General features: G+C 71.3%; 17 protein-coding genes. 6 read left to right on the top strand and 11 right to left on the bottom strand.

Features of this window, described 5'->3' with window-relative positions; translation table 11 throughout:
* Nucleotides 1-19: 19 nt before the first annotated feature.
* On the bottom strand, nt 20-721 hold the full coding sequence (locus OG570_RS27480; protein WP_326952079.1) for a GntR family transcriptional regulator: 702 nt from the start codon (nt 719-721) through the stop codon (nt 20-22).
* Between the two features lie 130 nt (nt 722-851).
* Here OG570_RS27480 and OG570_RS27475 point away from each other — a divergent pair, with 130 nt between their 5' ends.
* The 4 genes from OG570_RS27475 (at nt 852) to OG570_RS27460 (ending at nt 6,287) form a co-directional block, all read left to right on the top strand.
* Entirely contained in the window at nt 852-2,273 is a 1,422-nt protein-coding gene (locus OG570_RS27475; protein WP_326952078.1) for an NCS1 family nucleobase:cation symporter-1, read from the top strand.
* Nucleotides 2,270-2,980, top strand: coding sequence for an aspartate/glutamate racemase family protein (locus tag OG570_RS27470; RefSeq protein WP_326951149.1), 711 nt, complete (start codon nt 2,270-2,272; stop codon nt 2,978-2,980). Before OG570_RS27475 ends, OG570_RS27470 begins: the two co-directional genes overlap by 4 nt.
* A gap of 98 nt (nt 2,981-3,078) precedes the next feature.
* Nucleotides 3,079-4,350, top strand: coding sequence for an alginate lyase family protein (locus OG570_RS27465; RefSeq protein ID WP_326952077.1), 1,272 nt, complete (start codon nt 3,079-3,081; stop codon nt 4,348-4,350).
* A 218-nt stretch (nt 4,351-4,568) separates the two neighbouring features.
* Nucleotides 4,569-6,287: a glycosyl hydrolase family 18 protein gene (locus OG570_RS27460; RefSeq protein WP_326952076.1), complete on the top strand. Its 1,719-nt coding sequence runs from the start codon at nt 4,569-4,571 to the stop codon at nt 6,285-6,287.
* A 64-nt stretch (nt 6,288-6,351) separates the two neighbouring features.
* Here the strand turns inward: OG570_RS27460 and OG570_RS27455 are convergent, their stop codons facing one another.
* From OG570_RS27455 to OG570_RS27440, 4 genes are all read right to left on the bottom strand, one after another.
* Nucleotides 6,352-7,302 (bottom strand): copper transporter, encoded by a 951-nt coding sequence (locus tag OG570_RS27455; RefSeq protein WP_326952075.1) that lies wholly within the window; start codon nt 7,300-7,302, stop codon nt 6,352-6,354.
* Nucleotides 7,299-8,483, bottom strand: a complete 1,185-nt coding sequence (gene steA / locus OG570_RS27450) for a putative cytokinetic ring protein SteA (protein WP_247053978.1) — start codon at nt 8,481-8,483, stop codon at nt 7,299-7,301. The genes OG570_RS27455 and steA overlap by 4 nt, the downstream gene beginning before the upstream one ends.
* Nucleotides 8,484-8,580: 97 nt before the next feature.
* A complete protein-coding gene (locus tag OG570_RS27445; RefSeq protein WP_326952074.1) occupies nt 8,581-9,756 on the bottom strand; it encodes a DUF1266 domain-containing protein in 1,176 nt (391 codons plus the stop codon).
* A gap of 17 nt (nt 9,757-9,773) precedes the next feature.
* A complete protein-coding gene (locus OG570_RS27440) occupies nt 9,774-10,745 on the bottom strand; it encodes a zinc-binding alcohol dehydrogenase family protein (RefSeq protein WP_326952073.1) in 972 nt (323 codons plus the stop codon).
* A 66-nt stretch (nt 10,746-10,811) separates the two neighbouring features.
* On the opposite strand from OG570_RS27440, the gene OG570_RS27435 reads away from it, so the two are divergent.
* Complete coding sequence (locus OG570_RS27435; protein ID WP_326952072.1) at nt 10,812-11,255, top strand: MarR family winged helix-turn-helix transcriptional regulator; 444 nt, start codon at nt 10,812-10,814, stop codon at nt 11,253-11,255.
* 6 nt (nt 11,256-11,261) lie between these two features.
* Here OG570_RS27435 and recN read toward each other — a convergent pair whose 3' ends face one another.
* The 6 genes from recN to OG570_RS48345 all read right to left on the bottom strand — a co-directional run bounded on the left by recN (nt 11,262) and on the right by OG570_RS48345 (nt 17,346).
* On the bottom strand, nt 11,262-13,040 hold the full coding sequence (recN, locus tag OG570_RS27430) for a DNA repair protein RecN (protein WP_326951156.1): 1,779 nt from the start codon (nt 13,038-13,040) through the stop codon (nt 11,262-11,264).
* 100 nt (nt 13,041-13,140) lie between these two features.
* A complete protein-coding gene (locus OG570_RS27425; RefSeq protein ID WP_326952071.1) occupies nt 13,141-14,067 on the bottom strand; it encodes an NAD kinase in 927 nt (308 codons plus the stop codon).
* A complete protein-coding gene (locus OG570_RS27420; RefSeq protein WP_326952070.1) occupies nt 14,064-14,897 on the bottom strand; it encodes a TlyA family RNA methyltransferase in 834 nt (277 codons plus the stop codon). Before OG570_RS27420 ends, OG570_RS27425 begins: the two co-directional genes overlap by 4 nt.
* Before the next feature lie 4 nt (nt 14,898-14,901).
* Nucleotides 14,902-15,099, bottom strand: a complete 198-nt coding sequence (locus OG570_RS27415; protein ID WP_247053991.1) for a hypothetical protein — start codon at nt 15,097-15,099, stop codon at nt 14,902-14,904.
* Between the two features lie 17 nt (nt 15,100-15,116).
* A complete protein-coding gene (locus OG570_RS27410) occupies nt 15,117-16,103 on the bottom strand; it encodes an HAD-IIA family hydrolase (RefSeq protein WP_326952069.1) in 987 nt (328 codons plus the stop codon).
* Nucleotides 16,096-17,346: a hypothetical protein gene (locus OG570_RS48345; RefSeq protein WP_442788189.1), complete on the bottom strand. Its 1,251-nt coding sequence runs from the start codon at nt 17,344-17,346 to the stop codon at nt 16,096-16,098. Before OG570_RS48345 ends, OG570_RS27410 begins: the two co-directional genes overlap by 8 nt.
* Between OG570_RS48345 and OG570_RS48340 the strand changes: the two genes are divergently transcribed.
* Nucleotides 17,311-18,060, top strand: coding sequence for a hypothetical protein (locus OG570_RS48340; RefSeq protein ID WP_442788188.1), 750 nt, complete (start codon nt 17,311-17,313; stop codon nt 18,058-18,060). The two genes, OG570_RS48345 and OG570_RS48340, sit on opposite strands and share 36 nt — an antisense overlap.
* Nucleotides 18,061-18,754 lie beyond the last annotated feature (694 nt).

The following is an 18,754-nucleotide window of genomic DNA, read 5'->3' as shown; positions in this document are numbered from 1 at the left end:
CTTTGAGTGACCTCCGGAGTCACCCGGCCGGCCGCTCACCCGGCTCGTCGTCCCCGAAAAGGGACCTCAGCGTCACTGTCCGGTTGACGCGCACGTGCTCGGCCGCTTCGGCGTGCGCGCGGTCCGCGTCGCCCGAGGCGATGGCGTCGTGGAGACGCCGGTGCTCGTCGAGCAGGTCGGCCCAGTGCTCGTTCTGGCTCGTGAGCCAGCGCAGCCGGCCCTCCAGGGGCTGCAGCATCGTGGTCAGCAGCGCGTTGCCCGCGATGGCGACGATCTCGTCGTGGAAGCGCGAGTTGAGGACGGTGATCCGGGCCGCGTCGCCGCGGGCCGTCGCGCGGGCGGCGTCGGCCAGGACGCGCTCGAGCCGCTTCAGCTCGGCCGCGCCCGCCCGGGACGCCGCGAGCCCGGCGGCGAGACCCTCCAGGGCCTCCCGGACGTCGAACAGCTCCTCGACGTCGACCCGGGCCAGCTGCCGGACGACGACCCGGCGCGGTGACTGGACGACGAGGAACCCCTCGGCCTCCAGGCTGCGGATGGCCTCCCGGACCGGCACCCGGGACACACCCAGGTCCTCGGCCAGCTCGCGCTCGACCAGCCGGTCGCCCGGGCGCAGCCGCCCGGTGAGGATCCGCTCCCGCAGCTCCTCGCGCACCCGCTGCCGGGTGGCCGCGAGGGGCTGCCGTTCACTCGCCGACGTCACCGGGCTCCCCTCGCTCAACATCTCCGTAACCGGACGTAACACGAGTTTATCGACGGGAGGGTTGACTGCCGAAGACCCCGGGGTGATATTTGGGATACCAATTTTTGGTATCCCAAATCTCCGTCCCCGTACGTCGACCGGAGGCACACGCATGACCGCCGCCCCGCTCACCGAATCCGGACAAGAGACGCCCGCCCCGCCGGACCCCCGGCTCTGGAACGAAGACCTCGCCCCCGCCCAAGAGCGCCGGTGGAAGGTCTACGACATCTTCGCGCTGTGGATGTCCGACGTGCACAACCTGGGCAACTACACCTTCGCGGCCGGGCTGTTCGTGCTCGGCCTGTCGGCCTGGCAGGTGTTCACCGCCCTGCTGTTCGGGTTCGTGATCATCTACGTCGGGATGAACCTGATGGGCCGGTTCGGCCAGCGCACCGGCGTGCCGTTCCCGGTCGTCGCGCGGCTGAGCTTCGGCACGTTCGGGGCCAACCTGCCCGCGCTGATCCGCGCGATCATCGCGATCTTCTGGTACGGCATCCAGACCTACCTCGCCAGCGTGGCCATCACACTGCTCGTGCTCGCCATCGACCCGGGCCTGAAACCGTTGACCGAACACGGTTTCCTCGGCCTGCACGCGCTCGGCTGGATCTGTTTCGTCGCGCTCTGGGCGGCCCAGGCGCTGATCCTGACCCGCGGCATGGAGTCGATCCGCAAGTTCCAGGACTGGTGCGGCCCGGCGATCTGGGTCGTGATGATCGCGCTGGCCGTGTGGATCCTCGCCGCCGCCCACTGGAACATCTCGTTCACCAGCAGCCCCAAGCAGCTGTCCACCGGCGAGCAGATCCGGCAGTGGTTCGGCGCGGCCGGGCTGATCCTGGCCACCTACGGCACGCTGATGCTCAACTTCTGCGACTTCTCCCGCAACGCACCGGACCAGAAGACCGTGCGGCGCGGCAACTTCTGGGGCCTGCCGATCAACTCGACGGCGTTCGCGCTGCTGTCGGTCGTCGTCACCGCGGGCAGCATGCAGGTGTTCGGCGAGGCCATCACCGACCCGGCCGAGCTGCTGTCCAAGGTGCACAACACGCCGGTGCTGATCATCGGCGCGCTGACCTTCGCGATCGCCACCATGGGCGTCAACATCGTCGCGAACTTCGTCTCCCCCGCCTACGACCTGGCCAACATCTGGCCGAAGCGGATCACGTTCACCATCGGCGGGATGATCAGCGCGGTCGCCGCGCTGTGCGTGCTGCCGTGGAAGCTGTACTCCTCGCCCGCGGTGGTCAACTACTTCCTCGGCGGGCTCGGCGCGTTCCTCGGGCCGCTGTTCGGGATCATGATCGTCGACTACTACCTGATCCGCCGCGGCAAGGTCGACGTCGCGCAGCTGTTCGTCGACGGCGGCCTCTACCCGCGGGTGAACCCGCGGGCCCTGGTGGCGTTCTTCCCGACCGCCGCGCTCGCCGCGGTGATCGCGCTGGTGCCGTACTTCGCCCCGGCCGCGCCGTACTCGTGGTTCATCGGCACGGCGACGGCCGCGCTGCTGTACTTCGCGGTCTCGCGGAACCAGCGATGAGGATCGTCGTCACCAACTGCAACACCACCGAGGCGATGACGAAGGAGATCGGCGCCGGCGCCCGCGCCGCGGCGAGCCCGGGCACCGAGATCCTCGCCCGGACACCGAAGTGGGGCCCGGAGTCGGCCGAGGGCTGGCTGGACAGCTTCCTCTCGGCGGCCGCCGTCCTCGATCTGCTGCGGGGCCTGGAAGAACCGTTCGACGCGGTCGTGCTCGCCGGGTTCGGCGAGCACGGCCGCGAGGGGGCCCGCGAGCTGCTGGACGTCCCGGTCGTCGACATCACCGAGGCCGCGGCGCACCTGGCCTGCCTGCTGGGCCGCCGCTACGGCGTCGTGACCACTTTGGACCGGACGTGCGGGCTGATCGAGGACAGCCTGCACTCCGCCGGCGTCGCCCAGAACTGCGTGACGGTCACCGGTGCCGGCCTCGGCGTGCTGGAGCTGACGGACGAACGCCGCACGGAGTCGGCGTTGCTGACCGCCGGGCGCCGGGCGCGCGACGCCGGAGCGGAGGTCCTGGTGCTCGGCTGCGCCGGGATGACGGGGCTGGACCGGCGGATCGCGACGATGCTGGACATCCCGGTCATCGACGGCGTCGCCGCCGCCGTCCGGCTCGCCGAGTCGCTCGTCGCGCTGGGCCTCAAGACCAGCCGGGCCGGGTCCTACGCCCGGCCGCTGGACAAGAAGCGCACCTGGCCGGCTGTTTGACAGCCGCCGCCACGGGGAGCCAGAATCGCCGTCGCCACTGCCGTACCGCCGCCCGGTGACGAGTGGGGATCCTGGCGTCCCCGAAAGGGCGGTCCAAGGTGCGAAGGCAGCTACACGTTCTCGGGGCGACGGTGCTGGCCGCGTGCCTGGCCCTGGTCCCGCTCAGCGGGACGGCGACGGCCGGGCAGGCGCCGCACACCGTCGTCACCGACGGCAAGAAGCTCGCGGACATCCAGTCGGCGCTGAAGCACGGCCACGCCACGCGGGCGCAGCGCGACGCGCTGAAGGTGGTGCTGGGCAAGGCGAACACAGCACTGACGGCCGGCCCGTGGTCGGTCGTCGACAAGCCGGCCGCGCCGCCGAGCGGCGACAAGCACGACTACCTGAGCCAGGCGCCCTACTGGTGGGCGAGTGAGAAGACGCCGGAGAACCCGCAGGGTTGCCCGTACGTCAACAAGGACGGCCAGCGCAACCCGGAGGCCGACGCGATCACCGACCACACCTACCGGATGGTGGCGTGGGACGCGATGTACTACCTCTCGCTCGCCTGGTACTACACCGGCGACGCGAAGTACGCGAAGCGGGCGGCGCTGGACATCCGGACGTGGTTCCTCGACCCGGCCACCAAGATGAACCCGAACATGACGTACTCGCAGATCATCCCGTGCAAGAACACGATCAGCGGGACCGGGATCATCGACTCGACGCAGTCGTTCAGCCAGGTGCTCGACGTCTTCGCGCTGCTCGACACGGGCGCGCCGGGCTGGACGGGCAAGGACCGCTCCGGCGTCAAGGCGTGGCTGTCGCAGTACCTGGACTGGATGCAGACGAGCCCGCAGGCGAAGCTGGAACTGGCCGCCACGAACAACCACGGCACGTTCCTCGACATGCAGAACGCGACGATCGCCGCGTACTTGGGCCAGCGGGACACGGCGAAGAAGATCGTGCTGGACGCGGAGAAGAACCGGTTCCCCGTGCAGTTCGCGGCCGACGGCAGCCAGCCGCTCGAGCTGTCGCGGACGATGTCGTGGCACTACGTCAACTTCAACCTCACGGCGTGGGGCCGGATGGCCGAGCTCGGCAAGAACCTCGGCGTCGACGTCTGGAAGTACACCGCGCCCAACGGCGCGACCCTGCGCAAGGTCGTCGACCAGCTGATCCCCGGCGCGCTGCAGGGCGCGGCGGGCTGGCCGCACCAGCAGATCGGCGTGTTCGACCAGTCGATCGCGGCGGACATCTTCCACGCCGCGGCCGAGGAAGCGCACGACGGCCAGGCGGCCGCGGCGCTGAAGAAGATGCCGCTGCCCGCCGGCGGTGACACGTGGTCCGTGCGCGTGTCGTGCTTCCCGCTCGACCCGCCGCTCAAGTAACCCCTGCCGACAACCCCTACCAACGCTGGGAAATCCGGACACCAGACCCCATAGCGCACGGCTCCCGAGATTGGTCTAGTCCAAAGTATTGACACTCGGTGTGCGCACGCGCACATTCATGAACGGGCCGGCACCTGTTCGTGAAAACCATCGCGTACCGCCCCCTCTCGCGCCGACGCGGCCCGGGAGGGGGCCGTCCGCCTGCGCGAGGAGACAGCATGCAGAGGGTTTCCCGAAGATTGGCGATGTTCGCCGCCGCCGTGGCCGCCCTGGTCGTGGGCGCGCTCACGGTCGCCGGCCCGGCCGCGCCACCCGCGGCCGCCGCCACTTCCGGCGGGGTCCGGATCGCCTACTTCGACCAGTGGAGCATCTACCAGAACGCCTACTACCTGAAGAACGTCGACGCGATCGCCGGCAACCTCGACTACCTGCTCTACGACTTCGAGAACATCGATCCCACGAACCACACCTGCTTCGAGGCGTCGAAGGCGACCACGCCCGACCCGGGCGGCGAGACCGACCCGAACGCCGGTGACGGCGGCGAGGACCAGTTCGCCGACTACCAGAAGTCCTTCGGCTCCGACATCAGCGTCGACGGCACCGCCGACACCTTCAACCAGCCGATCGTCGGCAACTTCCACCAGCTGCAGGAGCTCAAGGCCCGGCACCCGAACCTCAAGGTGCTGCTGTCGATCGGCGGCTGGACGTACTCGAAGTACTTCTCCGACGCCGCCGCGACCGACGCGTCGCGCAAGAAGTTCGTCAGCTCGTGCCTGGACATGTTCATCAAGGGCAACATCCCGGCCTCCGGCGGTTACGGCGGCCCGGGCACCGCGGCGGGCATCTTCGACGGCGTGGACATCGACTGGGAGTACCCGGGTTCCCCGACCGGGCACGTCGGCAACCACTACAGCGCCGCCGACACCGCGAACTACACCGCGCTGCTGGCGGAGTTCCGCACCGAGCTGGACGCCTTGGGCGGCAAGCACTACGCGCTCTCGGCCGCGTTGCCGGGCGGGCAGGACAAGATCGCGAAGATCCAGACCGACAAGATCGGGCAGTACCTGGACTTCGGCAACGCGATGACCTACGACATGCACGGCGCGTGGGACGCCACCGGGCCGACGAACTTCCAGGACCCGCTGTACTCCTCGCCGAGTGACCCGTCGGGCACCATCCCACCGGGCACGGAGAAGTACACGACCGACTCGGTGATCAAGGACTACCTGCACGGCAACAGCGCGTACGGCATCGCGGGCGGGTTCCCCGCGAGCAAGCTGACGCTGGGCATCCCGTTCTACTACCGCGGCTGGACCGGCGTGCCGGCCGGCTCGAACCACGGCCTGTACCAGTCGGCTTCGGGTCCGTCGGCAGGACACACGCTGAGCGGCAACGTGCCGGGTGTGGCGATGTACAAAGAACTCTCCGGCATCGTCGACAACCCGGCCGACACCTTCTGGGACCCGGTCACGCAGTCGGCCTGGTTCTACGACGGCACGAACTTCTTCGGCGGCTCGTCCGCGCAGTCGATCAAGGCCCGCACCGACTACATCCACTGCACCGGCCTCGGCGGCGCGATGATGTTCTCACTCTACGACCTGGACCCGGGTTCGACGCTCTTCCACGCCGTGGTCAACGGCCTGGCCGCGTCGACGCCGAACTGCTCGACGCCGCCGCCGACCACCACGCCGACGACCCCGACCACACCCACCACCCCGACGACCCCCACCACCCCGACCACGCCCACGACACCCACCACCCCGCCGACGACCACGCCCACCACGCCGCCGTCGGTCCCCGCGTGGGCGCCGAACACGGCGTACGCCACGGGCGCGAAGGTGACCTACAACGGCGTCACGTACACGTGCCGCCAGGCCCACACCTCGTTGGTGGGCTGGGAACCGCCGAACGTCCCGGCACTCTGGCTGGCCAGCTGAGCAGTCTGCCGCGGCTTGTCGTGAGTGGTAATGAGGGTTCTAACCCTCATTACCACTCACGACGTCAGTTGCCGGTGGGGCTGGTGACGCCCGGTGCGGGAGCCTGGGCGTTGCCCGCGATGCCGTACCGGCCGGCCGCGCCGTCGAGCTGTTCCTTCAACGCCAGCACGGTGCTCACCCGGCCGGCGGAGGTGTCTACGTTGTCCACAGTGGACAGGATCGACGTCGCCGAGGTGTCCGCGCGGACGACGCCGAGCGCGCCGGTGCCTTCGGCCGACCCGGCGTCCCCCGCGAGCACGGTGCCCGCACCGGTGCGGTCGAGCTGGGTGGTGAACCGCGCGATGGTGGCCGCCCGGTCGCCCGCGCCGTCGCCGGTCGCCTGCGCGCCGGTGAGCACCACGGCCAGCTGCGCCGGCTTGACGTCCTGACCCGCCTTGACGAACCCGCCGTCGGTGAGCCCGCCCAGGGCGGCGGCCAGCTCCTCACCCGAGGACTGCGGCTTGGCGGACGCCTTGTCCAGCAACAACACCGAGCCGAGCAGCGCGCCGGCGAGCGTGCCGGAGTCACCCGCGGTCGGGAACTTCGACCCGGCCGGCTGCAGCCGCGTGACGACGTCGCGGAGCTGGTCGGCCTTCTCGGGATCGGCGAACGCGGCCGTCAGCTGCACCTCGCCGGTCACGGTCGCGCCGGACTGGCCGATCAGCTGCTTGAGCGCGTCCCGGTCGGCCGGGCGCGCGTCTTCGGTGGTCACGAGGACCACCGTGCGCTTGTCCAGCACCCCGGCGACGACCTTCGGCCCCATGGCGCCGGCGAACGCGTCCGCGTCGGCGAGCCGGGCGGTGAGCGCGTTGCGCTGGGCTTCGAGGTCGGAGACCTGGCTGCCCAGGTCCTTCTTCTCCCCCGCCAGCCCCGAAAGCAGCGAGCCGTTCAGCGCCGTCGAACCGAGCACGACGCCGACGGCGAGAGCCAGGAAGCAGGCGGCGATGGAAACTACGTGGTAGCGAAGCGAAATCACGTGAACAATCCCTTGACCCAGGCAGCGAGCGAATTCCAGGTGTGCCGGAGCCAGTCCAGGTAGACCGAGCCCACGTCGGACACCAGCAGGGCCGCGGCGACGACCACGACCGCGGCGAGCACGAGCAGGACGACCGCGCCGATCGAGACCCGGCTGCGGTGCAGCGTCGCCACCGCTTTCCCGTCGACGAGCTTCGTGCCGAGCTTCAGGCGCGTGAGGAACGTCGACGGGTTGGAGCCGGACCGGCCGTGGTCGAGGAACTCGCGCAGGGTGGCCTGGAAACCGACCGTGACCACGAGGGTCGCGCCGTGCGCGTCGGCCAGCAGCAGCGCGAGGTCTTCGGCGTTGCCGGACGCGGGGAACGTCACCGCGCCGATGCCGAGGTCCTGGATCCGCTCGACGCCGGGGGCGTGCCCGTCCGGCTGGGCGGGCACCACGACCTCGCCGCCGCTGCGCAGCGTGGCGGTGCCGATCCCGGTCGGGTCGCCGACCATGACGTCCGGCAGGTGCCCCTGCGCCCGCAGGGTGTCGGCGCCGGCGTCGACACCGATCAGCACCGGCCGGTGCTCGGCGATGTACTTCTTGAGCTTCTTGAGGTCCTCGGCGTGCCCGTTGCCGCCCGCGACGACCAGCACGTGCCGGTCCCGCAGCTGCACCTTCAGCTCCGGCACGCCGACGCCGTCGAGGATCAGGGTGCGCTCGCGGCGCAGGAACTCGATGGTGTTGGCCGAGAACGCCTCCAGCTGCGTCGACATCCCGGCCTTGGCCTCGATCATCTGGTCCGCGACGCTGTCGGCGGTCTGCTCGATGCCGGAGGCGACCTGGCGCTCGCCGACGTACACGACGCCGTCGAGCAGCCGCAGCTTCGTGCCGTCCTTGATCGAGCGCAGCAGCTCCCCGCCGACCGAGTCGACCAGCGGGACGCCGGCGGCGATGAGGATCTCGGGGCCCAGGTTGGGGAACCGGCCGGAGATCGAGGGCGACGCGTTGACCACGCCGGCGACCTCGGCGTCGACGAGCGCGTCGGCCGTCGCGCGGTCGAGGTCCAGCTGGTCGAGCACGACGATGTCACCCGGACTGATCCGGCGCAGCAGCTCCCGGGTGCGGCGGTCGACCCTGGCGACCCCGGTGATGCCCGGCAGGGGTTCGGAGTTCCGCGTGAGCAGCCCGGTGAGCTTCATGTGGCCGATGGTGACAAATTTGCTCGTGGGACTGCGCACGCCACGCCGTAGCAGAGGTGACTCGTTGTGGTGAGCCACGCCGCGCCCAAGTTCTCGATCAGGCGTCGGACTCCTCCGAAAGAGACCCGAAATCGAGGTTCACCCAGGGGCTGCCCGGGTCCTGAAGGAGCTGGTGGTGGACCCGCACGGCGGCGGGGTACCACTCGCCGAACTCGTCGTCCCGGCTGTGCAGCACCCGCCCCATGAGATAGCCCGCCGACAGGTCGGCCCATGACTGGTGGTAGCGACGCGCGAGCGAGCCGGCCTCCAGGACCATCAGCTCGGCGGTGAGCGCGTCGCAGTACCCGGCGGCCAGCCCCCAGCGCGCGATGTTGACCGCGCGCCCGACGTCCCAGGACAACGCCGTCGTGACGAAGCCCCCGGCGTCGAGCAGGCCGTCGGCGCGGAAGCGCTGCTCGTAGCGCGACACCCGGCGCACGGTGTCGCGCAGCTCGTCGGCCTGGTCATCGGCGTCGTTCTCCGCGCACCACCGGCCCACCAGCTGCGCCCAGGTCAGCGGGTCGAACTCGCCGTCGCGCAGCCCGGACTCGGCGGCGAACCGCAGGCGCAGCATCAGCACCAGGTTGCCGGGCGTGAGCGCGTAGCCGTCGCCGATGAGGTCGCCGATCGTGGCGCGCCAGGCCGGTGGGTCGGCCACGCCCCACCAGTCGCGCAGGCCGCGGACCTCGGCCACGTAGTCGTGGTAGCGCGCGTCGAGCAGGTTCCACGGCGCCGCGTTCAGCACGGCCAGGTGCGCCCCGCAGGCGAGCGCGTGCGCGATCGGCCCTTCGAGGTGCCCGTACGGCGCGGTGATCAGCCGTTCGACCTGCTCTTCCAGCGGCGTGACGTCGTCGAGGTGGGCGTCCAGCCACGGCTGCAGCGTCGCGCCCGGCAGCCGCCACTCGCCCCGGGTGCCGCGGTTGAACACGACCCGCTCGTGGCGCCCGACGCCGTCGACCGCCCAATCGAGCGCCCCGCTCATCACGACGACGTCCGGCCCGAGGTCGGGCAGCGCGCCGCGGGTGAAGACCTGCAGGAACTCGTCACCGCCGGTCTCGTGGTAGACGTTCGGGAAGGTCTCGGCGCGGTCCTCGAGGATGCTCTCGGCGTCGGCCCGCCGGATGGGGACGAACAGTTCCTCCCCGGCGAGCAGGCCGAGGTAGGTGTCGAGGTCGCCCTCCCGGCGGGCGGCGGCCAGCTGCGCTTCGACGTCGGCGGGTGGCGGCAGGACCAAGGGGCGGCTCCCTCCACTTAGCCGGTCAGCACGACGAGCTTGCCCGCCGTCCGGTTGTGCTCCAGGTCGTCGTGCGCCTGCCGGATCGCCTCCATCGGGTAGACCCGGGCCGGGCCGAGGCTGACGCCGCCGGCGGCGATCCGGTCGAGGTACCGCTGGAGAACCGATGCGGGCAGATCGTCCGCCTCACCACCATAAGCGGTCAAGCGCACACCGGCGGGAAGGTATCCGATCGGATAGAAATTCTTGATTGTCCACTGGTTCGAGAGCATGCCCGTGAAGCACACCGTGCCGTGCACGCGGACGGCCGCGAGGGTGTCCGGCAGGGTCGGCGTCCCGACGAGCTCGAGAGCGGCGTCGACGCCGTCCGGGACGATCGCCCGGACCTGCGCGGCGACGTCGCCGTCGTCCAGGAGCGGGTGCTCGACGCCGTGCGCGGCCAGGGTGTCCAGGCGATCCCGCTGCCGGGTCGTGGCGAAGACGGTGGCGCCGAGGTCGCGGGCGAGCGTCGCGGTGGCGAAGCCGAGCGCGGACGTCCCGCCGCGGATCAGCAGCGTCTGGCCTTCCCGCAGGTCGAGGCCGGTGGTGAGGGAGCCGTACGCGGTCTGCAGCGTCTCCGGGACCTGGCCGAGCACCTCCCACGGCAGGTCCGAGCGGAACGGCACGACCTGCTCGCGCGGGACGAGCGTGTACTCGGCATAACCGCCGTCGAAGGTGCGGCCCATCCCGCCCATCATCGTGGCGACCTGCTGCCCGACCTCGAAACCGCCGTCCGGCGCGGCGTCGACGACGCCGACGGCCTCGATGCCGGGCACCCGCGGGAACGTGACGCCGTCGGCCAGGCCGAGGCGGGTGTGCAGCTCGGAACGGTTGAGCCCGAACGCCTTGACGGCGATCCGGACCCAGCCCGGTTTCGCCTCGGGCAGCGGGATGTCCTTCAGTTCGAGGTTCTCGACCGGGCCGGGTTCCCGGAGTACCACTGCGCGCATCGGGCGTCCTTTCTTCGCAAGCGAACAGTCCGCACAACAACTGTTCGCACGAGTACTATTCCCGGGGTGAGCCTGTCCCGAGAACACGACGCGGCGTGGCGCGGCTTCCTGCGCTCGTCGGCCCTGCTGCTGCGGGTGCTGGACGCGGACCTGCGCGCCGCGCACGGGATGTCGCACCGCACCTACGACGCGCTGGTCCAGCTCTCGGAGGCGCCGGAACAGCGGCTCCACATGAAGGACCTGGCCGACGCCCTGGTGCACAGCGCGAGCGGGCTGACCCGGTTGGTCGACGGCCTCGAGCGCGACGGTTACGCGCGGCGCGAGGTGGACGCGGGCAACCGCCGGGCCACCCTGGTGGTCCTGACACCGGCGGGCTTGGCGGCGCTGGAGGAGGCGTGGCCCACGCACGTCCGGGGCGTCGAACGCCACTTCGCCAAGCACGTGAGCCGTGAGCAGGCCCGCGTGCTCGCAGACGTGTTCCGCGCCGTCAACGCGGACCTGGACGGCTGACGCGTACTACTTCTTCTTGGCCCGCTTGCGTTTCGGCTCGAACTCGGTCTTGTCCTTCTCGGCCGTCGCCAGGAGTTCCTCGGCGTGCGCGCGGCCCGTTTCGTTGTCCATGCCGGCGAGCATCCGGGCCAGCTCGCTGACGCGGTCGCCCTGGCTCAGGTTCTTGATCCCGCTGCGCGTCACCCCGCCGGTGTGCCCCTTGTCCACCACCAGGTGCTGGTCGGCGAACGCGGCCACCTGCGGCAGGTGCGTGACCACCAGGACCTGGTGGGTCCGCGCGAGCCGCGCCAGCCGGCGGCCGATCTCGATCGCCGCGCGGCCGCCGACGCCGGCGTCGACCTCGTCGAACACCAGCGTCTGCACCGTGTCGGCGTGCGCGAGGACGACCTCGATCGCCAGCATCACCCGGGACAGCTCACCGCCCGAGGCGGCCTTGTGCACCGGCAGCGGCGGCGCGCCGTCGTGGGCCCGCAGCAGCAGCTCGACGTCGTCGATGCCGTCGGCGCCCGCGTGCACCGCGTGGCCGTCGATGGCCAGCGCGTGGGTGTCGCCGTGCTCGGCCGGGCGCTGCTCGACCGTCACCTCGATCGCGGCCTGGCCCATCGCCAGGCCGGACAGCTCCCGGGTGATCTCCGCCGCCAGCTCGGCGGCGGACTTCTCCCGCGCCGCCGACACCTCGACGGCGTGGGTGGCCAGCTGCACCGCGAGCTGGTCGCGCCGCATCGCCAGCTCGGCCAGCGCCTCTTCCGAGGTGTCCATGGTCTCCAGGCGGCGCCGGGCGTCCTCGGCCCAGGCGAGCACGCCGTCGACGTCCGCCGCGTACTTGCGGGTCAGCCGCTTGAGGTCGCCTTGGCGGGCCAGCACCTTCTCCAGCAGCGCCGGGTCGGCGTCGAGCGTCTCGACGTACCCGCCGAGCTCGGCCCCGACGTCGGCCAGCAGCACCGACGCCTCTTCCAGCCGCGGCGCCAGCTCGCGCAGCACGCCGTCTTCCGACGTCGACAACCGCCGCAGCGCCTCGGAGACCAGGCCCATGGCGCCGGGGGCGTCCGGGTCGCCTTCGGCCGAGCCGGAGACGGCGATGTGCGCCTCGGTCGCGGTCGCCCGCAGCTCGTCGACCGCCGCGAGCCGCTTGATCTGCGCGGTGAGGTCGACGTCCTCGCCCGGGGTCGGCTCGACCGCGTCGATCTCGGTGAGCCCGTGCTTGAGCAGGTCCGCCTGCTGGGCCATCTCGCGGGAGCGGGTGGAGCGCTCGGTCAGCTCGGCGATCACCGCCAGCCACTCGGAGCGGATCTCCTGGTAGGCGCGCAGCGGCTTGGTGACGGCGTCGCCGGCGAACCGGTCGATCACCGCGCGCTGCTCGGCCGGGCGCAGCAGCCGCAGCTGGTCGTTCTGCCCGTGCACCGCGATCAGCTGTTCGGACAGCTCCGCGAGCACGCCGACCGGCACCGACCGGCCGCCCAGGTGGGCCCGGGACCGGCCGTCGACGGCGATGGCGCGCAGCGCAATGACGCTGCCGTCCTCGTCCACGTCGGCACCGGAGTCGGTGACGATCCGTTCGGCGCCTTCGACGCCCGAATAGGTGAACCGTCCTTCCACGAACGCCTTGAGCATCCCCGTTCGTACCTTCGAGACCTCGGCCCGGCCCCCGGAGAGCAGGTGGAGCCCGGTGACGACCATGGTCTTCCCGGCACCCGTCTCACCGGTGACGACGGTGAAGCCCGCGTGCAGTTCCAGCAGGGCGTCCTCGATGACTCCGAGGCCCTGGATGCGCATCTCGGCCAGCACGCCGCCTACCGTAGCGGCCCCCACCGACACTCCGCGCACCCGGCGGCCCGGCGAGTCGCCGATATGTTCGAATAAAGCGCCGAACGGGCCGTTCGCGCCCTTACTCGTTCGGGCGGGCGTGCCGCTCGCGCCAGCTCTTCACCGGCAAGGCGAACTTCTGCACCAGGCGATCGGTGAACGGGCCGTCCCACAACCGGACCAGCCGCACCGGCGTGCCGCCGCACGTGACCCGCACCCGGGCACCCGGCGGCAAGTCGTGGCTGCGGGTGCCGTCGCAGGTCAGGACCGCGGACGAGCCGTCCGGGTCGATCCCGACGGTGATCACCGAGTCGCGTGAGACGACCAGCGGCCGGGAGAACATCGCGTGCGCGTTGCTCGGCACCACCAGCAGCGCCTGCACGTCCGGCCAGATGATCGGCCCGCCGGCCGAAAACGCGTACGCCGTCGAACCGGTCGGTGTGGCGCACAGCACACCGTCGCAGCCGAACGCCGAAACCGGCCGCCCGTCGACCTCGATCAGCGCGTCGAGCACCCGCTCGCGTGTGCTCTTCTCGACGCTGGCCTCGTTCAGCGCCCAGGTCCGGCTCAGCTCGGTGCCGCCGTGGGTGACCGTGACGTCGATCGTCATCCGCTCTTCGACCTGGTAGTCGCCGTCGACGACGCGCTGCACGGTGTCGGCCAGCGCGTCCGAGTCGGCCTCGGCGAGGAACCCGACACGGCCCAGGTTCACACCCAGCACCGGCACCCCGGCCGGGCGGGCGATCTCGGCCGCGCGCAGCAGCGTGCCGTCACCGCCGAGCACGAACACCAGCTCGACCCCCGCGGCGGGGTTGTCGTCCGGGTCGACGACGGTGCAGGACGCGCCGACGCCGTGCTCGTCCGGATTGATCAGCGCGCAGACGTCGTCCTCGATCACCCGGATCCGGATCCCGGCCTTGGCGAAGCGCGCGGAAACCTCGCGCGCGGCCTCGCCGGTGGCTTCCCGGTCGGGGTGCACCATGAGGAGAACTTCACGTTCGGTGGTCATGCGGGCCCTTCCTCGACGGCGGTTCGGACGAGCCGCTCGGCCTCAGACCTGTCTACCGCGTCCACAGTGGACTCGGCCACGTGTTCTTTCCTGAGCCACACGAAATACTCGACGTTCCCTGACGGCCCGGGCAGCGGGCTGGCGGTCACCCCGCGCAGCGAGAGGCCCAGTTTCGCGGCTTCGTCGAGCACGTTCAGCACCGATTCGGCACGCAGCTCGGGGTCGCGCACGACACCACCGCTACCCAGCCGGTCCTTGCCCACTTCGAACTGGGGCTTCACCATCGGCACCAGATCGGCGCCCTCGCGCACGCACTCGACGAGCGCGGGCAGCACGAGCTTGAGCGAGATGAACGAGAGATCGCCGACCACGAGATCGACTTGGCCGCCAAGATCGTCCGGCGTGAGGTTGCGGACGTTGGTGCGGTCCAGCACCACGACCCGCTCATCGGTGCGGATCCGCCAGTCGAGCAGACCGCGGCCGACGTCGGCGGCGATCACGGTCGCGGCGCCGCCGCGCAGCAGCACGTCGGTGAACCCGCCGGTGGACGCGCCCGCGTCGAGGCAGCGCTTGCCTTCGACGTCCAGCCCGAACGGGCCGAACGCCTCGAGCGCGCCGAGCAGCTTGTGCGCACCGCGCGAAGCCCAGCCGGGGTCGTCTTCGTCCTTCACGACGATGGGCGCGCCGGTCTCCACGCCGGTGGCGGGCTTCGACGCGACCATCCCGCGCACGGTGACCTTGCCGCCGGTGATCAGGGCCGAGGCCTGCTCGCGTGAGCGGGCGAGGCCGCGCCGAACCAGTTCCGCGTCGAGGCGGGCCCGCTTGGGCACCTGGTCAGACCTTGTCGATGCTGGACAGGGCCACGGTCAGCTCGGTGTGCACGGCGTCGAAGCGCTCGACGTGCTCGGTGAGCGGAAGCGCGTCCAGGTCGTCCAGACCGGCGACGGCCTCGGCGATGCCGGCCCGCGGGTCGGTCTGCTCGGAGAACGCGCCGGGCGGCGGTCCCGGGACGGGGTACGGGTGATCCTGCACGTCAAGAACGGTATCAGTCAGGCCAGTCCGAGCCGCGCCAGCGCGGCCTTCGCGGCGTCACCGTCGGCCTGGACCGTCGTCTCGCCGGACTCCCACGCCGCGTGGCAGAGCGCCCGGAGCAGGTCCAGGTCGTCACCCTCGCCGTCGACAGTGAGGACGTCCCCGGCGTCGACCGACCAGCCGGGCCGGGGCCCGATCTTCAGTTCTTCGAGAGTGGACGTGAGCGCGGTGAGATCCGCCGCGAGGTAGGTGCCGCGCTCGGCCGGGACGGCCTCGACCAGCTGCTTCGGCGTCGCGACGCCGGAGAGCACGACGAGCGAGTCGACACCCGCGGCGACCGCACCGGCGATGTCGGTGTCGAGCCGGTCCCCGACGACGAGCGGATGCTCCGCCCCGGCCGACTTCGCCGCGGTCTCGAACAGCAGCGGCTCCGGCTTCCCGGCGACCACCGGTGCGACGTCGGTGGCCGTGCGCAGCGCGGCGACCATCGAGCCGTTGCCCGGCAGCAGGCCCCGCTCACTGGGCAGCGTCGCGTCGACGTTGCAGGCCACCCACAGCGCACCCGCCCGGATGGCCAGGCACGCCTCGGCGAGCGCGGCCCAGGTGTTGTCGGGCGAGTGCCCTTGCACGACGGCCTGGACGCTCTCGCCGTTCTCCCGGACGGCCTTCAACCCGGCCTGGGCAACCTCGGCGGCGAGCGCCTCGGTGCCCACGACGAGCACCTCAGCGCCCGGCGCGAGCCGTTCACGAAGCAACACGGCGCCGGCTTGAGCGCTGGTGTGCACCTCACCGACCTCGGCGGGCATGCCGAGGCCGACAAGGTGCTCGACGACCTCGGCCGGAGCCTTGGACGCGTTGTTCGTGACGAACCGCACCGGCGTCCCGTGATCCCGGGCGGCCTTGACCGTCTCCGGGGCCCCCGGGATCACCTGGGTGCCGTGGTAGACGGTGCCGTCAAGATCGAACAGGACGGCGTCATAGGCCGCCAGCAGGGAGTCAGTCATCCGACTCGACGGTGGCACCAGGCTCGTCGCCTTCAGCTGGGGCAGGCTTGTCGGCCTCAGCCTTGGCGGGCTTGTCGGCCTCCGCCGGGTCGGCGGCTTCAACCTTGGCCGGGTCGGTCGCGTCGGCGATCTTGGCCGAACCGGTGGCCTCGGCTGACTCGTCCGCCTTGGCCGATTCGGTTGTCTCGGCCACCTCGGTCACCTTCGCTGACTCGTTCGCCTGAGCTGCCTTGGCCGCCTCAGTTGCCTTCGCGGGCTCGTCCGCCTGGGTGGCCTTGGCCGGCTCGGCCGCGTCGACCGATTCGGTTACCTCAGCGGTCTTAGCCGCCTCAGTCACCTTCGTCGACTCGGTCGCCTTCGCCGCCTTGGTGGGCTCGTCGGTCCCGGCCGCGTCAGCGGTCTTCGCCGGCTCGGTCACCTTGGGCGCCTCGGTGGTCTTGGCCGCCTTGGCCGATTCGGGCGCCTTGGCCGGCTCGAGCCCTTCGTTCGAGAGGTCCGCGGCGCGCTCGGCCGCGTCGGTCTCGTCGTCCGCGTCGGCTTCGGCCGCGTTGAGGAACCAGCGGATGGCCTCGTCCTTGCGCTCCGCCGCGACCAGGTTGTCGGCGTAGGCGTAGAAGAGCCGCGCGCTCCACGGGTCGCGCTTCTCGGCCTTGAGGTCCGCGCCCTGCAGGGAAACGACCGCGGCGTTGATCTGCCCGAGGTCCCGGCGCGCTCCGGCCGCGACGATCGCCAGCTCGATCTGCGTGGCCTTCGCCAGCTTCGTCGTGTCGGCTTCCTTCGCGAGGTCCAGAGCCCGCTCGGGCCGGCCCAGCGCGCGTTCGGCGTCGGCGATGATCGCGATGTGGTCGTCGCTGCGGGTCATCCGCCGGACGGCGCGCAGTTCCGACAGCGCCTCCGCCCAGTTGCCGGAGTTGTAGGCGACCAGGCCGAGCGCCTCCCGCACGATCGGCACACGCGAGGCCTTGGCCTTGGCGTACTTGGCGTGCTCGAGCGCGGCCTCGGGGTCGCTGTCCATCAGGCCGCCGGCCGCGACGAGGTGCTTCCCGACGGTCTCGGCCAGCGCCTTCGGCAGCGTCCGCAGCTCGCGGCGGGCTTCCTCGTCGAGGTCGGAGAACTCGACGCCTTCGGGCAGCTCCGGTGCTTCCAGGAACTCCTTCGCCAAGGCCTCGTCGTCGAGCGGGGTGTGAACGCCGGGCCGCGGGTTGCGGTGGACGCTGTCCTTGCGCTCGAACTCCCGCCGCACGGGACGTTCCTTGCGGTCGCCGTGGTCGCGAGCCGGACGCTTGTCGTCGCGGGTGTTGTCGAACGGCTTCCCGGTGTCGCGGGAACCCCCGCCGGAGCGGTCGTCCCGGCCGCCGGAGTCACGCGGATCACGGCTGTCGTCGCGGCCCTGGTAGCCACCGGTCCGACGGTTCTCGTCACGCCCCTGGTAGCCGCCGGGCTTGCGGTCGTCGTCACGGCGCTGGTAGCTGCCGGACTCCCGGGAGGTCCCGGGCTTGCGGTCGTCATCGCGACGCTGGTAGCTGCCACGATCACCGCGCGAGTCGTCGCGACGCTCGTAGCTGCTCTTGCCGCTGTCGTCCGAGCGAGGGGCCCCACGGTCGTCATCGCGACGCGGGTAGCTGCTCTTGCGGTCGTCCGAGCGGAACCCGCCGGTACGCGCCGAGCCGCGGTCATCGGAACGGGGACCGCTGGAGCGAGCACCCTTGTCGTAGCCACCACGGCCACGATCGTCGTCACGACGCGGGGAGCTGCTCTTGCTCCGGTCGAAGCTGCCGGAACGGTCACCACGGGAGTCGTCGCGACGCTCGTAGCTGCCCTTACCGCGGTCATCCGAACGTGGAGCACCGGCGCGGGGCCCACGGTCGTCATCCCGGCGGGGGTAACTGCTCTTGCCGCGATCGTCCGACCGGAATCCACCGGTACGCGAACCACGGTCGTCATCACGACGACTTGAGCTGCTGCGGTTGTCCGACCGGAAACCACCGGAACGGGAACCACGGTCATCGTCACGACGAGCCGAACTGCCACGGTCATCCGAACGGAATCCACCCGTGCGCGGCCCGCGGTCGTCATCACGACGACTCGAATTGCCGCGGTCATCCGACCGGAAACCACCGGAACGGGAACCACGGTCGTCATCACGACGAGCCGAACTGCCACGGTCGTCCGAACGGTACCCACCAGTGCGGGGACCACGGTCGTCGTCGCGGCGGCTCGAGCTGCCGCGGTCGTCCGACTTGAAGCCGCCGGCGCGGGGACCGCGGTCGGAGCCGCTGCTGCGATCTTCCCAGCGCGGCTTGCGGTCGCCGAAGGACGACTTGCCCTGCGGACGGCCGCCACTCGGCCGGCCGCCGCGGTCGTCGGAGCCGCCGCCCGACCGGTTGCCCGAGCCTTCGTAGCGCCCGCCGGAGCGGTTGCCGCCACGGTCCTCGTAGCGGCCGCCACCGCCACCCGAGCGAGCGGGCCCGCCGGAGAACCGGGTGCCGCCGCCGCTGGGCCGGCTTCCCCGGTCACGCGAGTCGCCGGAGTCGCGGTAACCACCGCGATCACTGGAGCTGGAACTGGACGCGCGGCCGCTGTCACGGCTCTGACCTGCGTATCCGCCGCGCTGATCGCGGTCGCGGGGACCGTCGGCGCCGCGGGACGGC

It is taken from the genome of Amycolatopsis sp. NBC_01286 (assembly GCF_035982555.1).
Taxonomy (GTDB): Bacteria; Actinomycetota; Actinomycetes; order Mycobacteriales; family Pseudonocardiaceae; genus Amycolatopsis.
The sequence above is the reverse complement of the archived record's forward strand: the minus strand, read 5'-3'. Positions and strand labels throughout refer to the sequence as shown.

Bases quoted from the DNA above. Each gene is read 5' to 3' on its own strand.
- OG570_RS27460 (WP_326952076.1), top strand. From the start codon at position 4,569: ATGCAGAGGGTTTCCCGAAGATTGGCGATGTTCGCCGCCGCCGTGGCC.
- OG570_RS27410 (WP_326952069.1), bottom strand. From the start codon at position 16,103: ATGACTGACTCCCTGCTGGCGGCCTATGACGCCGTCCTGTTCGATCTT.
- OG570_RS27440 (WP_326952073.1), bottom strand. From the start codon at position 10,745: ATGCGCGCAGTGGTACTCCGGGAACCCGGCCCGGTCGAGAACCTCGAA.
- steA (WP_247053978.1), bottom strand. From the start codon at position 8,483: ATGAAGCTCACCGGGCTGCTCACGCGGAACTCCGAACCCCTGCCGGGC.
- OG570_RS27425 (WP_326952071.1), bottom strand. From the start codon at position 14,067: ATGACCACCGAACGTGAAGTTCTCCTCATGGTGCACCCCGACCGGGAA.
- OG570_RS27480 (WP_326952079.1), bottom strand. From the start codon at position 721: ATGTTGAGCGAGGGGAGCCCGGTGACGTCGGCGAGTGAACGGCAGCCC.
- OG570_RS27470 (WP_326951149.1), top strand. From the start codon at position 2,270: ATGAGGATCGTCGTCACCAACTGCAACACCACCGAGGCGATGACGAAG.
- OG570_RS27475 (WP_326952078.1), top strand. From the start codon at position 852: ATGACCGCCGCCCCGCTCACCGAATCCGGACAAGAGACGCCCGCCCCG.